Source organism: Luteimonas wenzhouensis (genome assembly GCF_007859305.1).
Classification (GTDB): Bacteria; Pseudomonadota; Gammaproteobacteria; order Xanthomonadales; family Xanthomonadaceae; genus Luteimonas; species Luteimonas wenzhouensis.
In genome coordinates this window covers 718763-735381 of sequence record NZ_VOHE01000001.1, presented here as the reverse complement: position 1 = coordinate 735381, position 16619 = coordinate 718763, and the positions used below count along the sequence as shown (strand labels likewise).

Here is a 16619-nt window from a genome sequence, read left to right as displayed (position 1 = left end):
CGCGCCAGGCCCCAGACTTGCCGCATGGATACCACCCCACCCCCCCTCGCCCTGGCCCAGTCGCGCCTGCTGCAGCCGGCCGGGCTCGACCCGTCCGGTCTCGATCGCATGTTCGGCACCCTGCTCGGGCCCGGCATCGACTTCGGCGACATCTATTTCCAGCATTCGCGGCGCGAGAGCTGGAGCGTGGAGGACGGGATCGTCAAGGACGGCGCGCACTCGATCGAGCAGGGCGTGGGCGTGCGCGCGATCAGCGGCGAGAAGACCGGCTTCGCCTACTCGGACGACATCAACGGCGAGGCGCTGCTCGAAGCGGCGCGCTCGGCGCGGGCGATCGCGCGCGACGGCGGCTCCAGCGCCCCGCGCGCGCTGGCGGTGGGCGGGGCGCGCCCGCTGTACCCGGCGGTCGACCCGGTGGACGCGCTCGACAGCGCGGCCAAGGTCGAGGCGCTGCGGCGCGTGGACCGCGCGGTACGCGCGGCCGATCCGCGCGTGCGCCAGGTGATGGTGAGCCTGACCGGCGGCGTGGACACGGTGCTGGTGGCGCGCAGCGACGGCGTGCTCGCCGCCGACGTGCGCCCCCTGGTACGGCTCAACGTGCAGGTGATCGTGGAGCAGGACGGACGCCGCGAGAGCGGCTACGCCGGCTATGGCGGGCGTTATTCCTACGAGGAACTGCTCGCTGACGGCCGCCCGGAATCCTTCGCCCGCGAGGCGTTGCGCCAGGCGCTGGTGAACCTCGAGGCGGTGGACGCGCCGGCCGGCAACATGCCGGTGGTGCTCGGCGCCGGCTGGCCGGGCGTGCTGCTCCACGAAGCGGTCGGCCACGGACTCGAGGGCGACTTCAACCGCAAGGGCACCAGCACCTACTCCGGACGCATGGGCCAGCGCGTGGCCGCGCCCGGCGTCACCATCGTCGACGACGGCACCCTGGACGGCCGCCGCGGCTCGCTCAGCATCGACGACGAGGGCACGCCCACGCAGTGCACCACGCTGATCGAGGACGGTGTGCTCGCCGGCTACATGCAGGACACGCTCAACGCGCGCCTGATGGGCGTGGCACCGACCGGCAACGGCCGTCGCGAGTCGTTCGCGCACCTGGTAATGCCGCGCATGACCAACACCTACATGCTGCCCGGGCCGCACGAGCGCGAGGAGATGATCCGCTCGGTGAAGAAGGGCCTGTACGCGGTGAACTTCGGTGGCGGCCAGGTCGACATCACCAGCGGCAAATACGTGTTCTCGGCGACCGAGGCCTACCTGATCGAGGACGGCCGCATCACCGCGCCGGTCAAGGGCGCGACCCTGATCGGCAACGGGCCGGAGACCATGCAGCGGGTGGCGATGGTTGGCAACGACCTGGCGCTGGACGAGGGCGTGGGCACCTGCGGCAAGGACGGCCAGAGCGTGCCGGTGGGCGTGGGCCAGCCGTCGCTGCTGGTCTCGCAGATCACCGTGGGCGGGACCCGGGCCTGATCACGGTGCGGCCGGGGCTCCACCCAGCGGTGTGCGCGGCGCCGGTGGCGTCAGTCGTCGAGCGCGGCCGCCTCGTCTGCGACGCCGTCTCCCGCGTTCGCGCCGGACAGCAGATCGCGGATCTCGCGGAACAGTTCCCGGTACGCGCGCGGCGGACGGTTGCGATGGCGCTCCTCGAGCGCGTTGCGCACCAGCTGGCGCAGCTTCTGGCGGTCGGCGTGCGGATGTTCGCCGAGCAGGTCGCCCAGCGCCGCGTCGCCGTCGTCGAGCAGGCGTTCGCGCCAGTGTTCGGCGCGGTGCAGCAGCGCGGTTTCCTGCTTCGCCGCCTCGCCACCGGCGTCGAGCGCGTCGCGGATCGCGTCCAGCACCTCGTCGTCCTCGCGCCGCATCTGCTTGGCCAGGAACGCGAGCTGGCGCTTGCGGGCGATGTGCGAGGTGATGCGCCGCGCCTCGGCCACGTGCGGCAGCAGGTGTCCGGGCACCGGCAGCTTCGCCAGGCGCCCCGGTTCCAGCCCCGCCAGCGTGGTCGCCAGCGCCAGCACGTCCAGCGCCTCGCGCCGCCGCTGGCTGCGGCTCGGCGCCAGGAATTCGCCGGTGTCCTCGTCCCGTCCTCTCATCGCCACAGGATAAGCCATTGAACAGCGTCGCCGTTCCCGCCACCGACGACAGCCAGGCCCGGCTCGACGAGCTGCAGGGGCTGGCGCTGCGCCTGCTCGAGGCCTGCCGCGCCCAGGGCGCCGACCAGGCCGAGGTCTCCTGCACGCAGGAGCGCGGCCTGAGCGTGAGCGTGCGCATGGGCGAGGTGGAAACGGTCGAATCCACCCGCGACCGCGGCATCGCGGTGACGGTGTACTTCGGCCAGCGCAAGGGCAGCGCCAGCACCGCCGACTTGCGCGAGGGCAGCCTCGAGGCCACCGTGGCCCAGGCCTGCGCGATCGCGCGCCACACCGAGCCCGATCCGGCGGCGGGACTGGCCGACGCCGGGCTGATGGCGCGTCCGGGGTCCGATGGCTGGCCGGACTTCGACGACTGGCACCCCTGGCCGCTGGAGCCCGACCGCGCGGTGGACCTCGCCCTGGCCTGCGAGGCTGCCGGGCGCGAGGGCGATGCGCGCATCACCAATTCCGACGGCGCGTCGGTCAGCAGCAGTGCCTCGCTGGCGGTGTACGCCAACTCGCACGGCTTCGTCGGCGCCGAGCGCGGCACCCACCACAGCATCGGCTGCGCGCTGATCGCCGGCAGGGGCGAGGCGATGCAGCGCGACGGCTGGTACAGCTACGCCCTGGCGGCCGACGACCTCGAGCCGCCCGCGGCGGTCGGGCGCCGTGCGGCCGAGCGCGCCGTGGCGCGGCTGCAGCCGCGTCCGGTGGCGACCGGCAGCTACCCGGTACTGTTCTGCGCCGAGGTGGCGCGATCGCTGGTCGGACACCTGCTCGGCGCGGTCTCTGGAGGCGCGCTGTACCGCCGCGCCAGCTTCCTGCTCGACAGCGCCGGCACCCGGCTGTTCCCTGCCTGGTTCTCGATCCACGAGGATCCGTTCCTGCCCCGCGGCCTGCGTTCGGCGGCCTGGGACGACGAGGGCGTGGCCACCCGCGCCTCGGCACTGGTGGACGACGGCGTGCTGCAGCGCTACGTGCTGGGCAGCTATTCGGCCCGGCGCCTGGGCCTGCAGACCACCGGCAACGCCGGCGGCGTGCACAACCTGCTGGTGGCCGCCAACGCCGGCGGCTTCGACGAACTGGTGCGGACCATGGGCGACGGCATCGTGGTGACCGAACTGATGGGGCAGGGCGTGAATCCGGTCACCGGCGACTATTCGCACGGCGCCGCCGGGTTCCGGGTGCGGGGCGGGGAGATCGTCCATCCGGTGGACGGGATCACCATCGCCGGCAACCTGCGCGGGATGTTCCAGGCGATCGAGGCGGTCGGCAGCGACGTCGACCCCCGCTCGCACATCCGCACCGGCTCGATCCTGGTGGGCGCGATGACCGTGGCGGGGTCGGATTGACCGCCCAACCCGGTTATGCTCTTGACCGCACACGGCCGCGCCCGCCGTCTGCACCGTTCCAGGGGCGCGAGGGGAATCCAATGTCTGAAGAGCAGAATGTCCAGCCGCCGTCGGCCGGGGACGCCGCCGGCGGGATCGCCGCGGAGGAGCGCCAGTGGGCGATGTTCGCGCACCTGTCGGCACTGGCCGGTGGTCTGGTGACCGCCGGCTGGGCGTTCAGTATCGGCTGCTTCCTCGGGCCGCTGGTCATCTGGCTGATGAAGCGCGAGACCATGCCGTTCGTGGACGACCAGGCCAAGGAAGCGTTGAACTTCAACATCACCGTGGCCGCGATCATGCTGGTGCTGTTCCTGGTCGGGGTCCTGACCCTGGGCATCGGCTTCCTCGTCGCCGTGCCGCTGATGGCGCTGATCGGCCTGGCCGCGCTGGTGTTCATCATCATCGCGGCGATCAAGTCCAACGAGGGCACGGCGTACCGTTATCCGTTCGCCATCCGCCTGATCAAGTAGGGGGCGACGCCGTACGGGTCCGGACGTGGCGCGGCCGCGTCCGGATCCGCGCGTGTCCGCCTGCGGCGCGGCCCACCAGGCCATCAGTTGGGTTGAGATCCCGCCCCGCGGGCGCATGATCGGGGGGACGCCGGACGGTTTCCGGTCGGGAGGAGCCCCCATGCATGCGATGCCGCATCGTGAAGACGCCACCCTCGGCGAGCGCCAGTGGGCCGCCGGTGCCCATGCCGCGGCGCTCGCCCTGGCGCTGCTGACCAGCTGGACCGCCGGGTTCGCCGGCATGCTGGCGGCCGGCGCGGTCTACCTGGCCAAGCGCGGGGACAGCGCGTTCGTCGCCGGGCATGCGCGCGAAGCGTTCAACTTCAACCTCACCATGTTCCTGTACGCCTGCGCCCTGTGCGTGGTCGCCGCGCTGCTGGTCGGGGCCACGGTGTTCACCCTGGGCCTGGGCCTGGTGCTGACCCTGCCGGCCGGCCTGCTGCTCGTGGTGGCCGCGGTCGCGATCGCGGTGATGTGGCTGGTCTGCAGCATCGTGGCGACGGTGCGCGCGCTCGATGGCGAAAGCTACCGCTATCCGCTGACCCTGCGCCTGCTCTGAGGTCCGGCGCGGCCGCCCTTCAGCGGTCGCGCTCGATCGCCAGCCGGGCCAGGGCCGCGAGCACCGAGGTATCGCCCGGCACCGCCTGGAGCGCCTGCGCCATCGCCGCGGCGAGTTCGCGCAGCCGCGCGCGCGAGGCGTCGGCGCCGATCAGGGCCGGAAAGGTGGCCTTGTCCTGGGCGACGTCCTTGCCGGCGGTCTTGCCCAGGGTCGCGCTGTCGCCCTCGATGTCGAGCAGGTCGTCGCGAACCTGGAACGCCAGGCCCAGCGCCCCGGCGAAAGTGTCCAGCGCCCGGCGCGCGCCGGCGTCGGCGCCGGCGGCGATCGCGCCCAGGCGCACCGCGGCGCGCAGCAGGGCGCCGGTCTTCATCGCATGCAGCCGCTCCAGCGCGGGCAGCGGGATCGCGGCACCGGTGGCGGCGAGGTCGAGCGCCTGGCCGCCGCACATGCCGGCCGCGCCGCCGGCGGTGGCCAGCTCGGCCAGCATCGCCACCCGCGCGGCGTCGGCGGCCGGGGCCGTGGCGAGGGTGGCGAATGCCAGCGACTGCAGCGCGTCGCCGGCCAGGATCGCGGTCGCTTCGCCGTAGGCCACGTGCACGGTCGGCTGGCCGCGGCGCAGGGCGTCGTCGTCCATCGCCGGCAGGTCGTCGTGCACCAGCGAATAGGCATGCATCAGCTCGACCGCCGCGGCGGGCGCGTCCAGCGCGTCCTCGGCCGCGCCGCAGGCCACGCCGGTGGCGTAGGTCAGCAGCGGGCGCATGCGCTTGCCGCCGAGCAGCACGGCATGGCGCATGGCCGAGAGCAGGCGCGGCTCGGTCCCCTCCAGCCCGTCCAGCGCCGATTCCAGCGCCGCGTCCACGCGCGCGCGCCAGCGGGCCAGGGCGGGATGGGCGCCGTTGCCGCCGGGGTCAGGGCTCGCCATCGGCCAGGCCCGGGAACGGCTCCGACCGTTCCGGGGCTTCGGGGTCGGTGAGCAGGCGCACGCGCAGCTCGGCCTGCTCCAGCGCGTCCCGGCAGCGGCGGTAGAGGCCCACGCCGCGCTCGTAGGCGGCGAGGGATTCCTCCAGGCTCATGTCGCCCTGTTCCATCTTCTCCACCAGTTGCTCGAGCTGGTCGAGCGAGGCCTCGAAATCGGCGACCGGCGAGGCGTCGTTGTCGGGGGTGCGGGACATGGGTCCAGTGTAAGCCAGGGCGCGGCGCCCGCGTCAGCCGATGCCGGCGCCGGACCAGCGCAGGCGTCGGCCGCTGGTGCGCAGCCAGCGGTCCAGCGAGGCCGACAGCACCAGGTCACCGGCCGCCAGCAGGGTGCCGGTGGCGTCGGAGAGCAGGGGCATCCGCGCGCGCACCCAGGGCGGGATGCCCAGCTCCTGCAGCACGTGCTTGAGCGCGTGCGAGTGGCGCCGGCCCGGCAGGACGATGCGTTCGCCGCCGCGGCGTGGATGGACCTGCAGCAAGCCGCCGGGCGCCGGGATCTCGCCGGGAGCCGCCGCCGGCGCCAGCGCCAGGCAGCCGCCGCCGGGCCAGGCCAGCGGGCCGGTTCCGTCCCAGGCCAGGCGCAGGCCGTCGGGCACCGCGGGCGACCCGGTCCCGGCCCAGAGCAAGCCGCGCCACAGCCGGACCACGGCGCCGTGCCAGGCGAAGGCGGCGGTGCCGGTCGCGGGCGCCTGGCGCAGCCAGGCGTCGATGCCGGCCACCCCGCGGGCGGGCAGCGGCGGCAGGCCGAGGGCGTCGATCCAGCGGCGCAGCACCCGGGCGCGGCGCGCCGGCGGCAGCGCGGCCAGGCGGTCGGCGTGCAGGCAGGCCGGGTCGGCTCCGCGCACCAGGGCCAGGGCCTCGCGGTCGCCGGCTTCGAGCAGGTCCACGGCCTCGCGCTGCAGCTGGGCGGCGCGGGCCAGGGCCGCGGCCGCCTGCGGCCAGCGTGCCTGGAGCAGGGGCATCACCCGCCGCCGCAGGTAGTTCCGGTCGTGGGCGTCGCTGGCGTTGGACGGATCCTCGATCCATTCCAGTCCATGCGCCCGGGCGTAGTCGAGCAGTGCCTGGCGCGGCAGCGCCAGGAAGGGGCGCCACAGCCAGCCACGGGCGAAGCGGCGCGAGGGGCGCATGGCGCCGAGCCCGTCGCTGCCCGAGGCGCGCAGCGCGCGCAGCAGCAGTGTTTCGGCCTGGTCGTCGCGGTGGTGGGCGAGGGCCAGCACACCGCCGTCTTCCAGGGCCTGGGCGAAGGCGGCCATGCGGCCGCGCCGCGCAGCCGCTTCCAGGCCCTCGCCGGACCCGCGCGCCACCTCGATCCGGACCACCTGGAACGCGACCCCGAGCGCGCGGCAGGTGCGTTCGCAGTGTGCGGCCCAGTGGTCGGCGCCCGCCTGCAGGCCGTGGTGGACGTGGATCGCGCGCAGCGTCCGGCCGCTGTCCTCACGGGCCAGGCGGTGCAGCAGCACGGTCGAATCGAGGCCACCGCTGTAGCCCACCAGCCACGGGCCCTGCGCGGGCGGCGGTGGCAGCGCGAGCGTCGGCACGCGGCTCATGGCGCCACCGCCTCCCGGCCCGGGCCGGTACCCGGGCGCGCCTGCGCGCCGTTGCGGCGGTCGGGCATCGTCTTCGCCCTCCCCAGATTCCCCGGGCCCGGGCCTGGCGCCGGCGTCGCCGGGTCAGGCGGCCGCGTAGGCGCCGTAGCCGCGCAGCCGGCGATAGCGCCGCTCCAGCAGTTCATCCAGCGGCACGTCGGCCAGCGCGTCGAGTTCGTTGAGCAGCAGGGCCTTGAGCCGGATCGCGGTCTGGCGCGGGTTGCGGTGCGCGCCGCCGATCGGCTCGCGCATCACCCGGTCGACCAGGCCCAGCTCGTGCAGCCGGCGCGCGGTCAGGCCCAGCTGCTCGGCGGCATCGCGCGCCTTGCCGGCGTCCTTCCACAGGATCGAGGCGCAGCCCTCGGGCGAGATCACCGAGTAGGTGCTGTACTCGAGCATGATCGTGCGGTCGCCGACGCCGATCGCCAGCGCGCCGCCCGAGCCGCCCTCGCCGATCACCGTGCACAGGATCGGGGTGCGCAGCTCGGCCATCTCCAGCAGGTTGCGCGCGATCGCCTCGGACTGGCCGCGCTCCTCCGCGCCGATGCCGGGGTAGGCGCCCGGGGTGTCGATGAAGGTCAGCAGCGGGAGCCTGAACCGCTCGGCCAGCTTCATCAGCCGCAGGGCCTTGCGGTAGCCCTCCGGGCGCGGCATGCCGAAGTTGCGGCGCACCTTCGACTTGGTGTCGCGGCCCTTCTGGTGGCCGATGATCACCACCGGGCGGCCGTCGATGCGGCCCAGCCCGCCGACGATCGCCGGGTCGTCGGCGTAGGCGCGGTCGCCGGCCAGCTCCTCGAACTCGTCGCACATCACCCGGACATAGTCCAGGGTGTACGGGCGCATCGGATGGCGCGCCAGCTGCGAGACCTGCCAGGGGCTGAGGTCGCGGAAGATGTACGCGGTGCGCTTGCGCAGCTTGTCCTGCAGCGCGTTGATCTCGGCGTCGATGTTCACCGCCGGGCCGTTGCTGGCCTGGCGCAGCTCGTGGATCTTGGCCTCAAGGTCCGCGATGGGCTGCTCGAAGTCGAGGTAGTTCGGGTTCATCGGTGGGCTGGACTGCCGGGAAACGGACAGTCTAGCCGACGGGGGCCGAAAGCCCCGTACCCGGGCGTGCGGGGTCAGGGCGGCCCGGTGCAGTCCCCGGGCAGCGTTCCGGGAGGGCGCGGCAGCCGGCCCCGGGTGGCCTGGAGGTGGCGTTCGCTGCCGGGAATGCACCGCCCGGCCCGGCCCGGCACGGCCCGGACCCGCCGCAGCGCGGCCCCGCGGCCGCCACGTCCCCCGTTCAGGAGGTGGGCGCGGGCCAGGACCGCCTGGGCCGGGGCGGGATGCGTTCGCGCAGCCGACCGCCGCCACCGGGCTCGGGCGCATCCCCTGGCCTGCCCCCCGACGGGGCCGGCGGTGCGGGTCTCCCGGCCGGACGGGTGTGCGGCCTGCGGGCTACTGCACCCAGGGCCGCGCCAGCGACAGCTTCACCTGGCGCACGCCGGGCAGGCTGCGCAGGGTGGAAGGCAGGTCGGGGGCGACACGGATGCCGTGCGCGCCGTTCACGTCGAGCTTGCCCGCCGCCCCGGTGGGCAGCAGCAGGTCGTAGCGCAGCGGGGTCTTGCCGGGGCGGTGCTGGGCGAACAGCGATTCGACCCGGTCGAGTGCGCCGGGCACGCGCAGGTCGAGCTGCAGCGCCAGGCCGTTGGCGTGCTGCTGGCAGACCTGCTCGAAGTCCCAGCAGCGGCGCGCGCGCAGCGAGAAACCGCCGCTGAATTCGTCCTCGCGCAGGCCGCCCTCGATGATCAGGATGCGGTCGCGGGTGAGCAGGGTGGAATTGGCGACGTACTCCTCGGCGAAGAACGCGCATTCCAGCCGGCCGCGCCCGTCCTCGATCAGCACGAAGGCCTGCGAATCGCCGCGCTTGCGCATCGACAGCACCTGGCCGGCGACGACCACGGTGGTCTCCGGTCGCCAGCCGCGCGATTCGGATTCGCTGCGCGCCGCCCACAGCTGGTCGAGCTGGCCCAGGTCGTGGCCGACCAGCGCGCGCAGCTCCTCCCGGTAGGGGTCGAGCGGATGGCCGCTGAGGTAGTGGCCCAGGGTCTCGCGCTCGCCGTCGAGCTTCTGCTTGAGCGGCCATTCCTCGCAGGTTGGCAGGTCGATCTGGATATCGGTCTCGCCGCCGCCGCCGAACATGTCGAACATGCCCGCGGCGCGGTTCTTCGCGATCTGGTCGGTGGCCTTGAGCACCTCGGGCAGCTGCAGCATCAGCGAGGCGCGGTTGGGCGCGAGCGCATCGAGCGCGCCGGCCTGGACCAGGGCCTCGAGCGCGCGCCGGTTGAGGCGCGAGGAATCGACCCGCTTGCAGAAGTCGTACAGGTCGCGGTAGCCGTCGCCGCGCGCCTCGATGATCGCCTCGCAGGCGCCGCGGCCCACGCCCTTCACCGCGCCCAGGCCGTAGCGGATCGTGGTGCGGCGGCCCTGCGCGTCCTCGTCGCCGTCGATCGCCTCGAACATGTAGGCCGAGGAATTCACGTCCGGCGGCAGCACGGCCAGGCCCATGGCCTTGGCCTCGTTGAGGAAGCCGACCACCTTGTCGGTGTTGTCCATGTCCGAGGACATCACCGCGGCCATGAACTCGGCCGGGTAGTGCACCTTCAGCCACGCGGTCTGGTAGGCGACCAGCGCGTAGGCAGCCGAGTGCGACTTGTTGAAGCCGTACTCGGCGAACTTCTCCATCAGGTCGAAGATCTGGGTCGCGGTCTTCGCGTCGACCCCGTTGGCCGCGGCGCCGGCCTCGAACTTGGCGCGCTCCTTGGCCATCTCCTCGGGCTTCTTCTTGCCCATCGCGCGGCGCAGCAGGTCGGCGCCGCCGAGCGAATAGCCGGCCAGGACCTGGGCGATCTGCATCACCTGTTCCTGGTACACGATCACGCCGTAGGTCGGCTTGAGCACCGGCTCCAGCGCCGGGTGCGGGTAGCTGACCTCCTCGATCCCGTGCTTGCGGTCGCACCATTGGCGGTCCATGCCCGAACCCAGCGGGCCGGGCCGGAACAGCGCCGCCAGCGCGATGATGTCCTCGAAGGTGTCGGGCCTGGCGCGCTTGAGCAGCTCGCGCATGCCGCGCGACTCGAACTGGAACACCGCGACCGTGTCGCCGCGCGCGAACAGCTCGTAGGTGGCCCTGTCGTCGAGCGGCAGCGCGCCGATGTCGAGCGGTTCCTCGCCGGCGGCCGCGCGGCGGCGGTTGATCGCCTTGACCGCCCAGTCGATGATCGTGAGCGTGCGCAGGCCGAGGAAGTCGAACTTCACCAGGCCCACCGCCTCGACGTCGTCCTTGTCGAACTGGGTGACCGGGTTTTTGCCGCGGCCGCCCTCGTCGTGTTCGGCGAACAGCGGGCAGAAGTCCGACAGCGGCGAGGGCGCGATCACCACGCCACCGGCGTGCTTGCCGGCGTTGCGGGTCAGGTCTTCCAGCTGCAGTGCGAGGTCGACCAGGTCGCGGACCTCGTCCTCGGTCTCGTAGCGCTGCTTGAACTCGGCGACGACGTAGCGCTCGTCCTTCTGCGCGCGCTTGCTGCGGCCGATCGCGTCCTCGAGCGAGAGCGGGTCGGCCGGCTGCAGCGGGATCAGCTTGGACAGGCCGTCGACGAAGCCGTAGGGATGGCCCAGCACGCGCCCGGCGTCGCGCAGCACCGCCTTCGCGGCCATGGTGCCGTAGGTGATGATCTGGCTGACCCGGTCGCGGCCGTACTTGCCGGCGACGTAGTCGATCACCTCGTCGCGGCGGTCCATGCAGAAGTCGATGTCGAAGTCCGGCATCGACACGCGCTCGGGGTTGAGGAAGCGCTCGAACAGCAGGTCGTAGGGCAGCGGGTCGAGGTCGGTGATCTCCAGCGCCCAGGCCACCAGCGAGCCGGCGCCCGAGCCGCGGCCCGGACCCACCGGGATCCCGTGCTCCTTGGCCCAGCGGATGAAGTCCGAGACGATCAGGAAGTAGCCCGGGAAGCCCATCGAGACGATCACGTCCAGCTCGCGCTCGAGCCGTTCGGCATAGCTCTCGGGAGTGTGGCCCGGCGCCAGCGGGGCACGGGCCAGGCGCCGGGCCAGACCGTCGCGGGCCTCGCGCCGGATCCAGGTGTCCAGGGTCTCGCCTTCGGGCACCGGGTAGGCCGGCAGGTAGTACTTGCCCAGCCGCAGTTCGATGTTGCAGCGCTGGGCCAGGGCGATGGTGTTGTCGATCGCGTCGGGGACGTCGGCGAACAGCTCCGCCATCTCCTCGCTCGACTTCAGGTACTGCGCCGGCGCGTACTCGCGCGGGCGGCGCGGATCGTCCAGCACCCGGCCCGAGGCGATGCACACGCGGGCCTCGTGGGCCTCGAAGCCGTCGGCGTCGAGGAAGCGGGCGTCGTTGCTGGCCACCACCGGGATCGAGCGCGTGCTCGAGGCGTGCAGGGCGAAGGCATTGAACAGCTCCTCGCCCTCCAGCCCGCAGCGGGTGAGTTCGAGGAAGCAGTGTTCGCCCCAGGTGCGCTGCAGGTCGGCCAGCGCGGCGCCGGCCAGGTCCTCGCGGCCGCCGGCCAGCAGCTGGCCGACCCGGCTGTTGCGCCCGGCCAGGGCGAACAGGCCCTGCGAGTCCTCCGCCAGCCATTCGGGCCGCACCACCACGCCGTCGTGGCGGTGGCCCTCCATCCAGGCCCGAGTCAACAGCCGCGACAGCGACAGGTAGCCGGCGTGGTCGCGGCACAGCAGGGTCAGCAGCGAGGCCGGCCCGTCGCCCTCGGCGACCATCACGTCGGCGCCGGCGATCGGCTTGAGCCCGGCCGCCTCCGCGGCCCGGTAGAACTTGACCAGCGCGAACAGGTTGTTGCGGTCGGTCACCGCCACCGACGGCTGCCCGAGCTCGGCGCAGCGGCGCACGAGATCCGGGATCCGGATCGTCGAATCGACCAGCGAATACTCGCTGTGGACGTGGAGGTGGACGAAACGGGACATCGTGGCCACGGCAGGCAGGCCCGGGCAGGGTAGGTGCCGGGCGGCACCCGGACAAGGCTTGACACCCGCCGGGGCGGCCATGGTGCCCGGGCCCGGGGCCCGCGGGCGGTTTGCGTTCGTGCGCCGTTGCCGGCACTCTTGGGAGCGCCATTGGTAGCGCTACCATTCCAGCGTGCGGCGGACGGCCGCGCAGGCGGACGCGGCCCCGGGGAGGACCATGCAGGACGATCGCGGCAAGACACGGCCAGGCGGAGCGCTGACCCTGCGCGAGAAGGCGGGCTACGGCATCGGCGACTTCGGCTTCAACCTGTACTGGGCCAACATCTCGGCCTTCCTGATGTACTTCTACACCGACGTCATGGGCCTGGCGGCGGCCGCCGTGGGCACCATGATGCTGGTCACCAAGCTGGTCGACGCGGTCACCGACCCGCTGATGGGCGCGATGGCCGACCGCACCCGCACCCGCTGGGGCCGGTTCCGGCCCTACCTGCTGTTCGGCGCACTGCCGCTGGCCTTCACCGGGGTGCTGACCTGGACCGTGCCGGACTTCGGGCCCGGCGGCAAGCTGGTCTGGGCCTATGCCACCTTCAGCCTGATGATGCTGGCCTACACGGTGCTGAGCATGCCGTACTCGGCGCTGAGCGGGGTGATGACCGCCGACAGCCAGCAGCGCACCACCCTGGTGAGCTTCCGCTTCATCGCCGCCTTCGCCGGCACCACCATGGTCAACGCCTTCACCCTGCATCTGGTGTCGACCCTGGGCGCGGGCGACGAACGCCTCGGCTGGCAGCTGACCCTTGCCGCGTACGGCGCGGTGGCGTGCCTGGCGTTCCTGGCGGTGTTCGCCAGCACCCGCGAGCGGATCCAGCCGCCCCCGCAGCAGCGCAGTTCGGTGCGCCAGGACATCGGCGACCTGCTCGGCAACCGGCCGTGGCTGGTGCTGTTCGTGCTGGCACTGGTGATCATGGTGACGATCGTGATGCGCAGCGGTTCGCTGGTGTACTACCTCAAGTACTACGTGGAGCGGCCGGAGCTGATCCCGCGCTTCCTGACCTGGTACTCGATCGGCCTGGCGGCGGGCGCCGCGCTGACCCCGGTGCTGACGCGCTACGTGGACAAGCGCGCGGCCATGATGTGGCTGATGGTCCTAGCGGGCCTGGTCTCGTGCGGCATGTTCTTCGTCCCGCGCGGGCAGGTCGGGACCATGCTGGTCCTCAATACCCTGGTCGGCGTGCTGCTGGGGCCGAAGTCGCCGCTGGCGTTCTCGATGTACGCCGACTGCGCCGACTACACCGAGTGGAAGACCGGGCGCCGCGCCACCGCGATGACCTTCGCCGCGGCCACGTTCTCGCAGAAGCTCGGTGGGGCGCTGGCCTCGGCGGTGATCGGCTGGGTGCTGGCGGCGATGGGCTACGTGGCCAACCAGGCCCAGTCCGACGCCTCGCAGCTGGGCATCATCCTGCTGCTGACGGTGATCCCGGGCGTGGTGGCGCTGCTGGCCGGGCTGGTGATGCGCGCCTATCCGCTGGACGACGCGACGCTGGCGCGGCTGCAGGCCGAGCTCGAGGCCAGGCGGGCCGCGGCCGCATGACCGCTCCCTGCGGCTTCGAAGCCGACGGCCGCCGCTGCGTGCTGCGCAGCCCGCTGGCGATGCCGCATGCCTCCACCTTCCTGTGGAACCGGCGCATGCTGCTGCAGCTGGGCTGCCGCGGCTATGCCACCGCCCAGTTCATGCAGCCCGAGCCGGCCAAGTACGCGCACGCACCGGTGCTCGAGGCCAGGACCTTCATGCAGCCCGAGCAGCCGACCTATGCGCACCACCCGGGCCGGTTCTGCTACGTGAAGGACGAGGACGCCGGACTGCTGTTCTCGGCGCCGCACGCGCCGGTCAACCGCCGTCCCGACGCGTTCGCGTTCTCGGTCGGCGTCGCCGACGTCGAGTGGACGGTGCGCTGCGACGGGATCGAGGTCGCGATGTCGGTCGCGCTGCCGCCCGACGACGTCGCCGAGCTGTGGACCATCCGCGTGCGCAACCGCTCCGGACGTGCGCGCCGGCTGTCGCTGTATCCGTACTTCCCGGTCGGCTACATGTCGTGGATGAACCAGGCTGGCCGCTACCGCGCCGACCTGGGCGGGATCGTGTGCACCAGCGTCACCCCCTACCAGAAGGTCGAGGACTGGTTCCGCCAGCGCGACTTCCTGGACCGCACCGTGCTGCTGCACGACCGCGCGCCCGCGGCCTGGGAAGCCAACCAGGCCGCGTTCGAGGGCGAGGGCGGGCTCACGACCCCGGACGCGATCGTCTCCCGCGCGCGCCTGGCCTGCGGCGACGCGCTGTACGAAACGCCGACCGCGGTGCTGCAGTACCCGCTGGAACTGCTGCCGGGCGCGGAGGAGTCGTTCCGCTTCGTGTTCGCCCCCGCGCGCGACGACGCCGGCATCAAGGCGCTGCGCGCGCGCCACCTGGGAGCCGGCGGCTTCGAACGCGCGGCCTCGGGCCAGCAGGCGCGCCTGTCCGCCGCGCGCGGTTGCATCGAGGTCGAGACGCCCGATCCCTGGTTCGATGCCTTCGTCAACCACTGGCTGCCGCGCCAGGTGTTCTACCACGGCGACAGCAACCGCCTGACCACGGACCCGCAGACCCGCAACTACCTGCAGGACCACATGGGCATGGCGTATCTCGACCCGCAGGCGGCGCGCGCGGCGCTGCTGCGCGCGCTGTCGCAGCAGGCGCCCGAGGGGGCGATGCCCGATGGCATCCTGCTGGTGGAAGGCGCCCAGCTGAAATACATCAACCAGGTGCCGCACACCGACCACTGCGTGTGGCTGCCGGTGTTCCTGGAAGCCTACCTCGACGAGACCGGCGACCTCGCCGTGCTCGATGTCGCGGTGGCCGACCGCGACGGCACGACCCGCAGCGTGGCCGAGCGCATCGACCTGGCGATGCGCTGGCTGCTCGTCCAGCGCGACGGGCGCGGGCTGAGCTACATCGCCCAGGGCGACTGGTGCGACCCGATGAACATGGTCGGGTGGAAGGGTCGCGGGGTCTCGGGCTGGCTGTCGCTGGCGTCCGCGCACGCGCTGCGCCTGTGGGCGGGCATCTGCCGCCGGTGCGGCCGCGACCCCGAGGCGGGCGAGTTCGCCGCCGGCGCGCAGGCGTTCAACGCGGCGGTCAACGAGTGGCTCTGGGACGGCGACTGGTACGCGCGCGGGATCACCGACGACGGGGTCGTGTTCGGCGCCCGCCACGACGCGGAAGGCCGGATCTACCTCAATCCCCAGAGCTGGGCGCTGCTCAGCGGCGCGGCCGACGACGAACGCCGCGCGCGCATGGTGGCCGCGGTCGAGGCGGAGCTGGCCTCGCCCTGGGGCGTGGCCATGCTCGGCCCGCCCTACACCGGCATGCGCGAGGACGTGGGCCGGCTGACCCAGAAGTTCCCGGGCTCGGCCGAGAACGGCGCGATCTACAACCACGCCGCCGCGTTCTGGATGCACGCGCTCTACCGGGTTGGCGACGCCGACCGCGCCTGGCGCACGCTGCGCGCGATGCTGGCCGGTCCCGATGCCGACGACTGCATCCGCCGCGGCCAGCTGCCGGTGTTCGTGCCCAACTACTACCGCGGCGCCTGGCGCCTGCACCCGCGCACCGCGGGGCGGTCCAGCCAGCTGTTCAACACCGGCACCGCCGCGTGGATGTACCGCTGCACGGTGGAATCGCTGTTCGGCCTGCGCGGCGACGGCGACGGGCTGCGGATCGCCCCGCAGCTGCCCTCGCACTGGTCGCGCGCGCGCGCGCTGCGTCGCTTCCGCGGCGCGGAGTTCGACGTGCGGATCGGGCGCGAGTCCGGCATCGCGGCGACCCGGGTGCACGTGGACGGGACGCCGCTGCCCGACGGGCGCCTGGCCGGCATCGAAGCCGGGCGGCGCTACCGGGTCGAGGTGCGGCTGCCGGAGGTGGGGGAGGTGGGATGAGCGACGTCCAGGTGGCCGTGGTGATGGGCGTATCGGGCAGCGGCAAGACCACGCTCGCGCGTGCGCTGGCCGGCGCCTGGGGCGCGAGCTACCTCGACGCCGACGACTTCCACAGCGAGGAGGCGCGCGCGCACATGGCCAGCGGCCGGGCGCTCACCGACGAGATGCGCCAGCCCTGGGTCGAGCGGATCGTGGCCGAGCTGGGCCGGCGCGTGGACGCCGGGGAACGCGTGGCGCTGGCGTTCTCCGGGCTGCGCCGCCGCCACCGCGACATGATGCGCGAGGCGGGCCTGCCGCTGCGCTTCCTGTTCCTGCACGGCGACCGCGAGCTGATCGCGGCGCGGATGCGCGCGCGCAGCGGCCACTACATGCCGGTCTCGTTGCTCGACAGCCAGTTCGCCGCGCTCGAGCCACCGCAGGGCGAGCCGGACGTGCACGGGATCGGGATCGACGCGCCGCCGGAACGGATCCTTGAACAGGCGCTCGACGCGCTGGGCTGACGCGGCGGCGCGTTG

The 16619-nt window shown here is 73.1% G+C and carries 13 protein-coding genes; 7 read left to right on the top strand and 6 right to left on the bottom strand.

Going from position 1 to position 16619, the window contains the following annotated elements:
• Positions 1–24 precede the first annotated feature (24 nt).
• The gene (tldD, locus tag FQY79_RS03240) at positions 25–1476 is read left to right on the top strand and encodes a metalloprotease TldD (protein ID WP_146310675.1); all 1452 of its coding nucleotides are present in this window, start codon (positions 25–27) and stop codon (positions 1474–1476) included.
• 50 nt (positions 1477–1526) lie between these two features.
• Here tldD and yjgA read toward each other — a convergent pair whose 3' ends face one another.
• Positions 1527–2093: a ribosome biogenesis factor YjgA gene (gene yjgA / locus FQY79_RS03235; protein WP_146310674.1), complete on the bottom strand. Its 567-nt coding sequence runs from the start codon at positions 2091–2093 to the stop codon at positions 1527–1529.
• A 17-nt stretch (positions 2094–2110) separates the two neighbouring features.
• On the opposite strand from yjgA, the gene pmbA reads away from it, so the two are divergent.
• The 3 genes from pmbA to FQY79_RS03220 all read left to right on the top strand — a co-directional run bounded on the left by pmbA (position 2111) and on the right by FQY79_RS03220 (position 4591).
• Positions 2111–3484 (top strand): metalloprotease PmbA, encoded by a 1374-nt coding sequence (pmbA, locus tag FQY79_RS03230; RefSeq protein WP_146310672.1) that lies wholly within the window; start codon positions 2111–2113, stop codon positions 3482–3484.
• A gap of 80 nt (positions 3485–3564) precedes the next feature.
• A complete protein-coding gene (locus FQY79_RS03225) occupies positions 3565–3993 on the top strand; it encodes a DUF4870 domain-containing protein (protein WP_146310670.1) in 429 nt (142 codons plus the stop codon).
• Between the two features lie 160 nt (positions 3994–4153).
• Positions 4154–4591: a DUF4870 domain-containing protein gene (locus FQY79_RS03220; protein ID WP_186759719.1), complete on the top strand. Its 438-nt coding sequence runs from the start codon at positions 4154–4156 to the stop codon at positions 4589–4591.
• A gap of 19 nt (positions 4592–4610) precedes the next feature.
• Here FQY79_RS03220 and ispA read toward each other — a convergent pair whose 3' ends face one another.
• The 5 genes from ispA to dnaE all read right to left on the bottom strand — a co-directional run bounded on the left by ispA (position 4611) and on the right by dnaE (position 12132).
• A complete protein-coding gene (gene ispA, locus FQY79_RS03215; protein ID WP_146310666.1) occupies positions 4611–5513 on the bottom strand; it encodes a (2E,6E)-farnesyl diphosphate synthase in 903 nt (300 codons plus the stop codon).
• Complete coding sequence (locus tag FQY79_RS03210; RefSeq protein ID WP_146310664.1) at positions 5500–5763, bottom strand: exodeoxyribonuclease VII small subunit; 264 nt, start codon at positions 5761–5763, stop codon at positions 5500–5502. Before FQY79_RS03210 ends, ispA begins: the two co-directional genes overlap by 14 nt.
• Before the next feature lie 33 nt (positions 5764–5796).
• On the bottom strand, positions 5797–7113 hold the full coding sequence (tilS, locus tag FQY79_RS03205; protein WP_146310662.1) for a tRNA lysidine(34) synthetase TilS: 1317 nt from the start codon (positions 7111–7113) through the stop codon (positions 5797–5799).
• Between the two features lie 123 nt (positions 7114–7236).
• The gene (locus FQY79_RS03200) at positions 7237–8196 is read right to left on the bottom strand and encodes an acetyl-CoA carboxylase carboxyltransferase subunit alpha (RefSeq protein WP_146310660.1); all 960 of its coding nucleotides are present in this window, start codon (positions 8194–8196) and stop codon (positions 7237–7239) included.
• Positions 8197–8589: 393 nt separating this feature from the next.
• Complete coding sequence (gene dnaE, locus FQY79_RS03195; protein ID WP_146310658.1) at positions 8590–12132, bottom strand: DNA polymerase III subunit alpha; 3543 nt, start codon at positions 12130–12132, stop codon at positions 8590–8592.
• Positions 12133–12349: 217 nt separating this feature from the next.
• Here dnaE and FQY79_RS03190 point away from each other — a divergent pair, with 217 nt between their 5' ends.
• Genes FQY79_RS03190 through FQY79_RS03180 form a run of 3 tightly spaced genes read left to right on the top strand, consistent with a single transcriptional unit; the run spans position 12350 to position 16604 of the window.
• On the top strand, positions 12350–13723 hold the full coding sequence (locus tag FQY79_RS03190) for an MFS transporter (RefSeq protein WP_146310656.1): 1374 nt from the start codon (positions 12350–12352) through the stop codon (positions 13721–13723).
• The gene (locus FQY79_RS03185) at positions 13720–16104 is read left to right on the top strand and encodes a GH36-type glycosyl hydrolase domain-containing protein (protein ID WP_146310654.1); all 2385 of its coding nucleotides are present in this window, start codon (positions 13720–13722) and stop codon (positions 16102–16104) included. The genes FQY79_RS03190 and FQY79_RS03185 overlap by 4 nt, the downstream gene beginning before the upstream one ends.
• Complete coding sequence (locus FQY79_RS03180; RefSeq protein WP_146310652.1) at positions 16101–16604, top strand: gluconokinase; 504 nt, start codon at positions 16101–16103, stop codon at positions 16602–16604. Before FQY79_RS03185 ends, FQY79_RS03180 begins: the two co-directional genes overlap by 4 nt.
• Positions 16605–16619: the final 15 nt, after the last annotated feature.

Excerpts from the sequence above, each read along its gene's own strand:
- tldD (WP_146310675.1), top strand. The coding sequence starts at position 25 with ATGGATACCACCCCACCCCCCCTCGCCCTGGCCCAGTCGCGCCTGCTG.
- yjgA (WP_146310674.1), bottom strand. The coding sequence starts at position 2,093 with ATGAGAGGACGGGACGAGGACACCGGCGAATTCCTGGCGCCGAGCCGC.
- FQY79_RS03225 (WP_146310670.1), top strand. The coding sequence starts at position 3,565 with ATGTCTGAAGAGCAGAATGTCCAGCCGCCGTCGGCCGGGGACGCCGCC.
- FQY79_RS03220 (WP_186759719.1), top strand. The coding sequence starts at position 4,154 with ATGCATGCGATGCCGCATCGTGAAGACGCCACCCTCGGCGAGCGCCAG.
- ispA (WP_146310666.1), bottom strand. The coding sequence starts at position 5,513 with ATGGCGAGCCCTGACCCCGGCGGCAACGGCGCCCATCCCGCCCTGGCC.
- FQY79_RS03210 (WP_146310664.1), bottom strand. The coding sequence starts at position 5,763 with ATGTCCCGCACCCCCGACAACGACGCCTCGCCGGTCGCCGATTTCGAG.
- tilS (WP_146310662.1), bottom strand. The coding sequence starts at position 7,113 with ATGAGCCGCGTGCCGACGCTCGCGCTGCCACCGCCGCCCGCGCAGGGC.
- FQY79_RS03200 (WP_146310660.1), bottom strand. The coding sequence starts at position 8,196 with ATGAACCCGAACTACCTCGACTTCGAGCAGCCCATCGCGGACCTTGAG.
- dnaE (WP_146310658.1), bottom strand. The coding sequence starts at position 12,132 with ATGTCCCGTTTCGTCCACCTCCACGTCCACAGCGAGTATTCGCTGGTC.
- FQY79_RS03190 (WP_146310656.1), top strand. The coding sequence starts at position 12,350 with ATGCAGGACGATCGCGGCAAGACACGGCCAGGCGGAGCGCTGACCCTG.
- FQY79_RS03185 (WP_146310654.1), top strand. The coding sequence starts at position 13,720 with ATGACCGCTCCCTGCGGCTTCGAAGCCGACGGCCGCCGCTGCGTGCTG.
- FQY79_RS03180 (WP_146310652.1), top strand. The coding sequence starts at position 16,101 with ATGAGCGACGTCCAGGTGGCCGTGGTGATGGGCGTATCGGGCAGCGGC.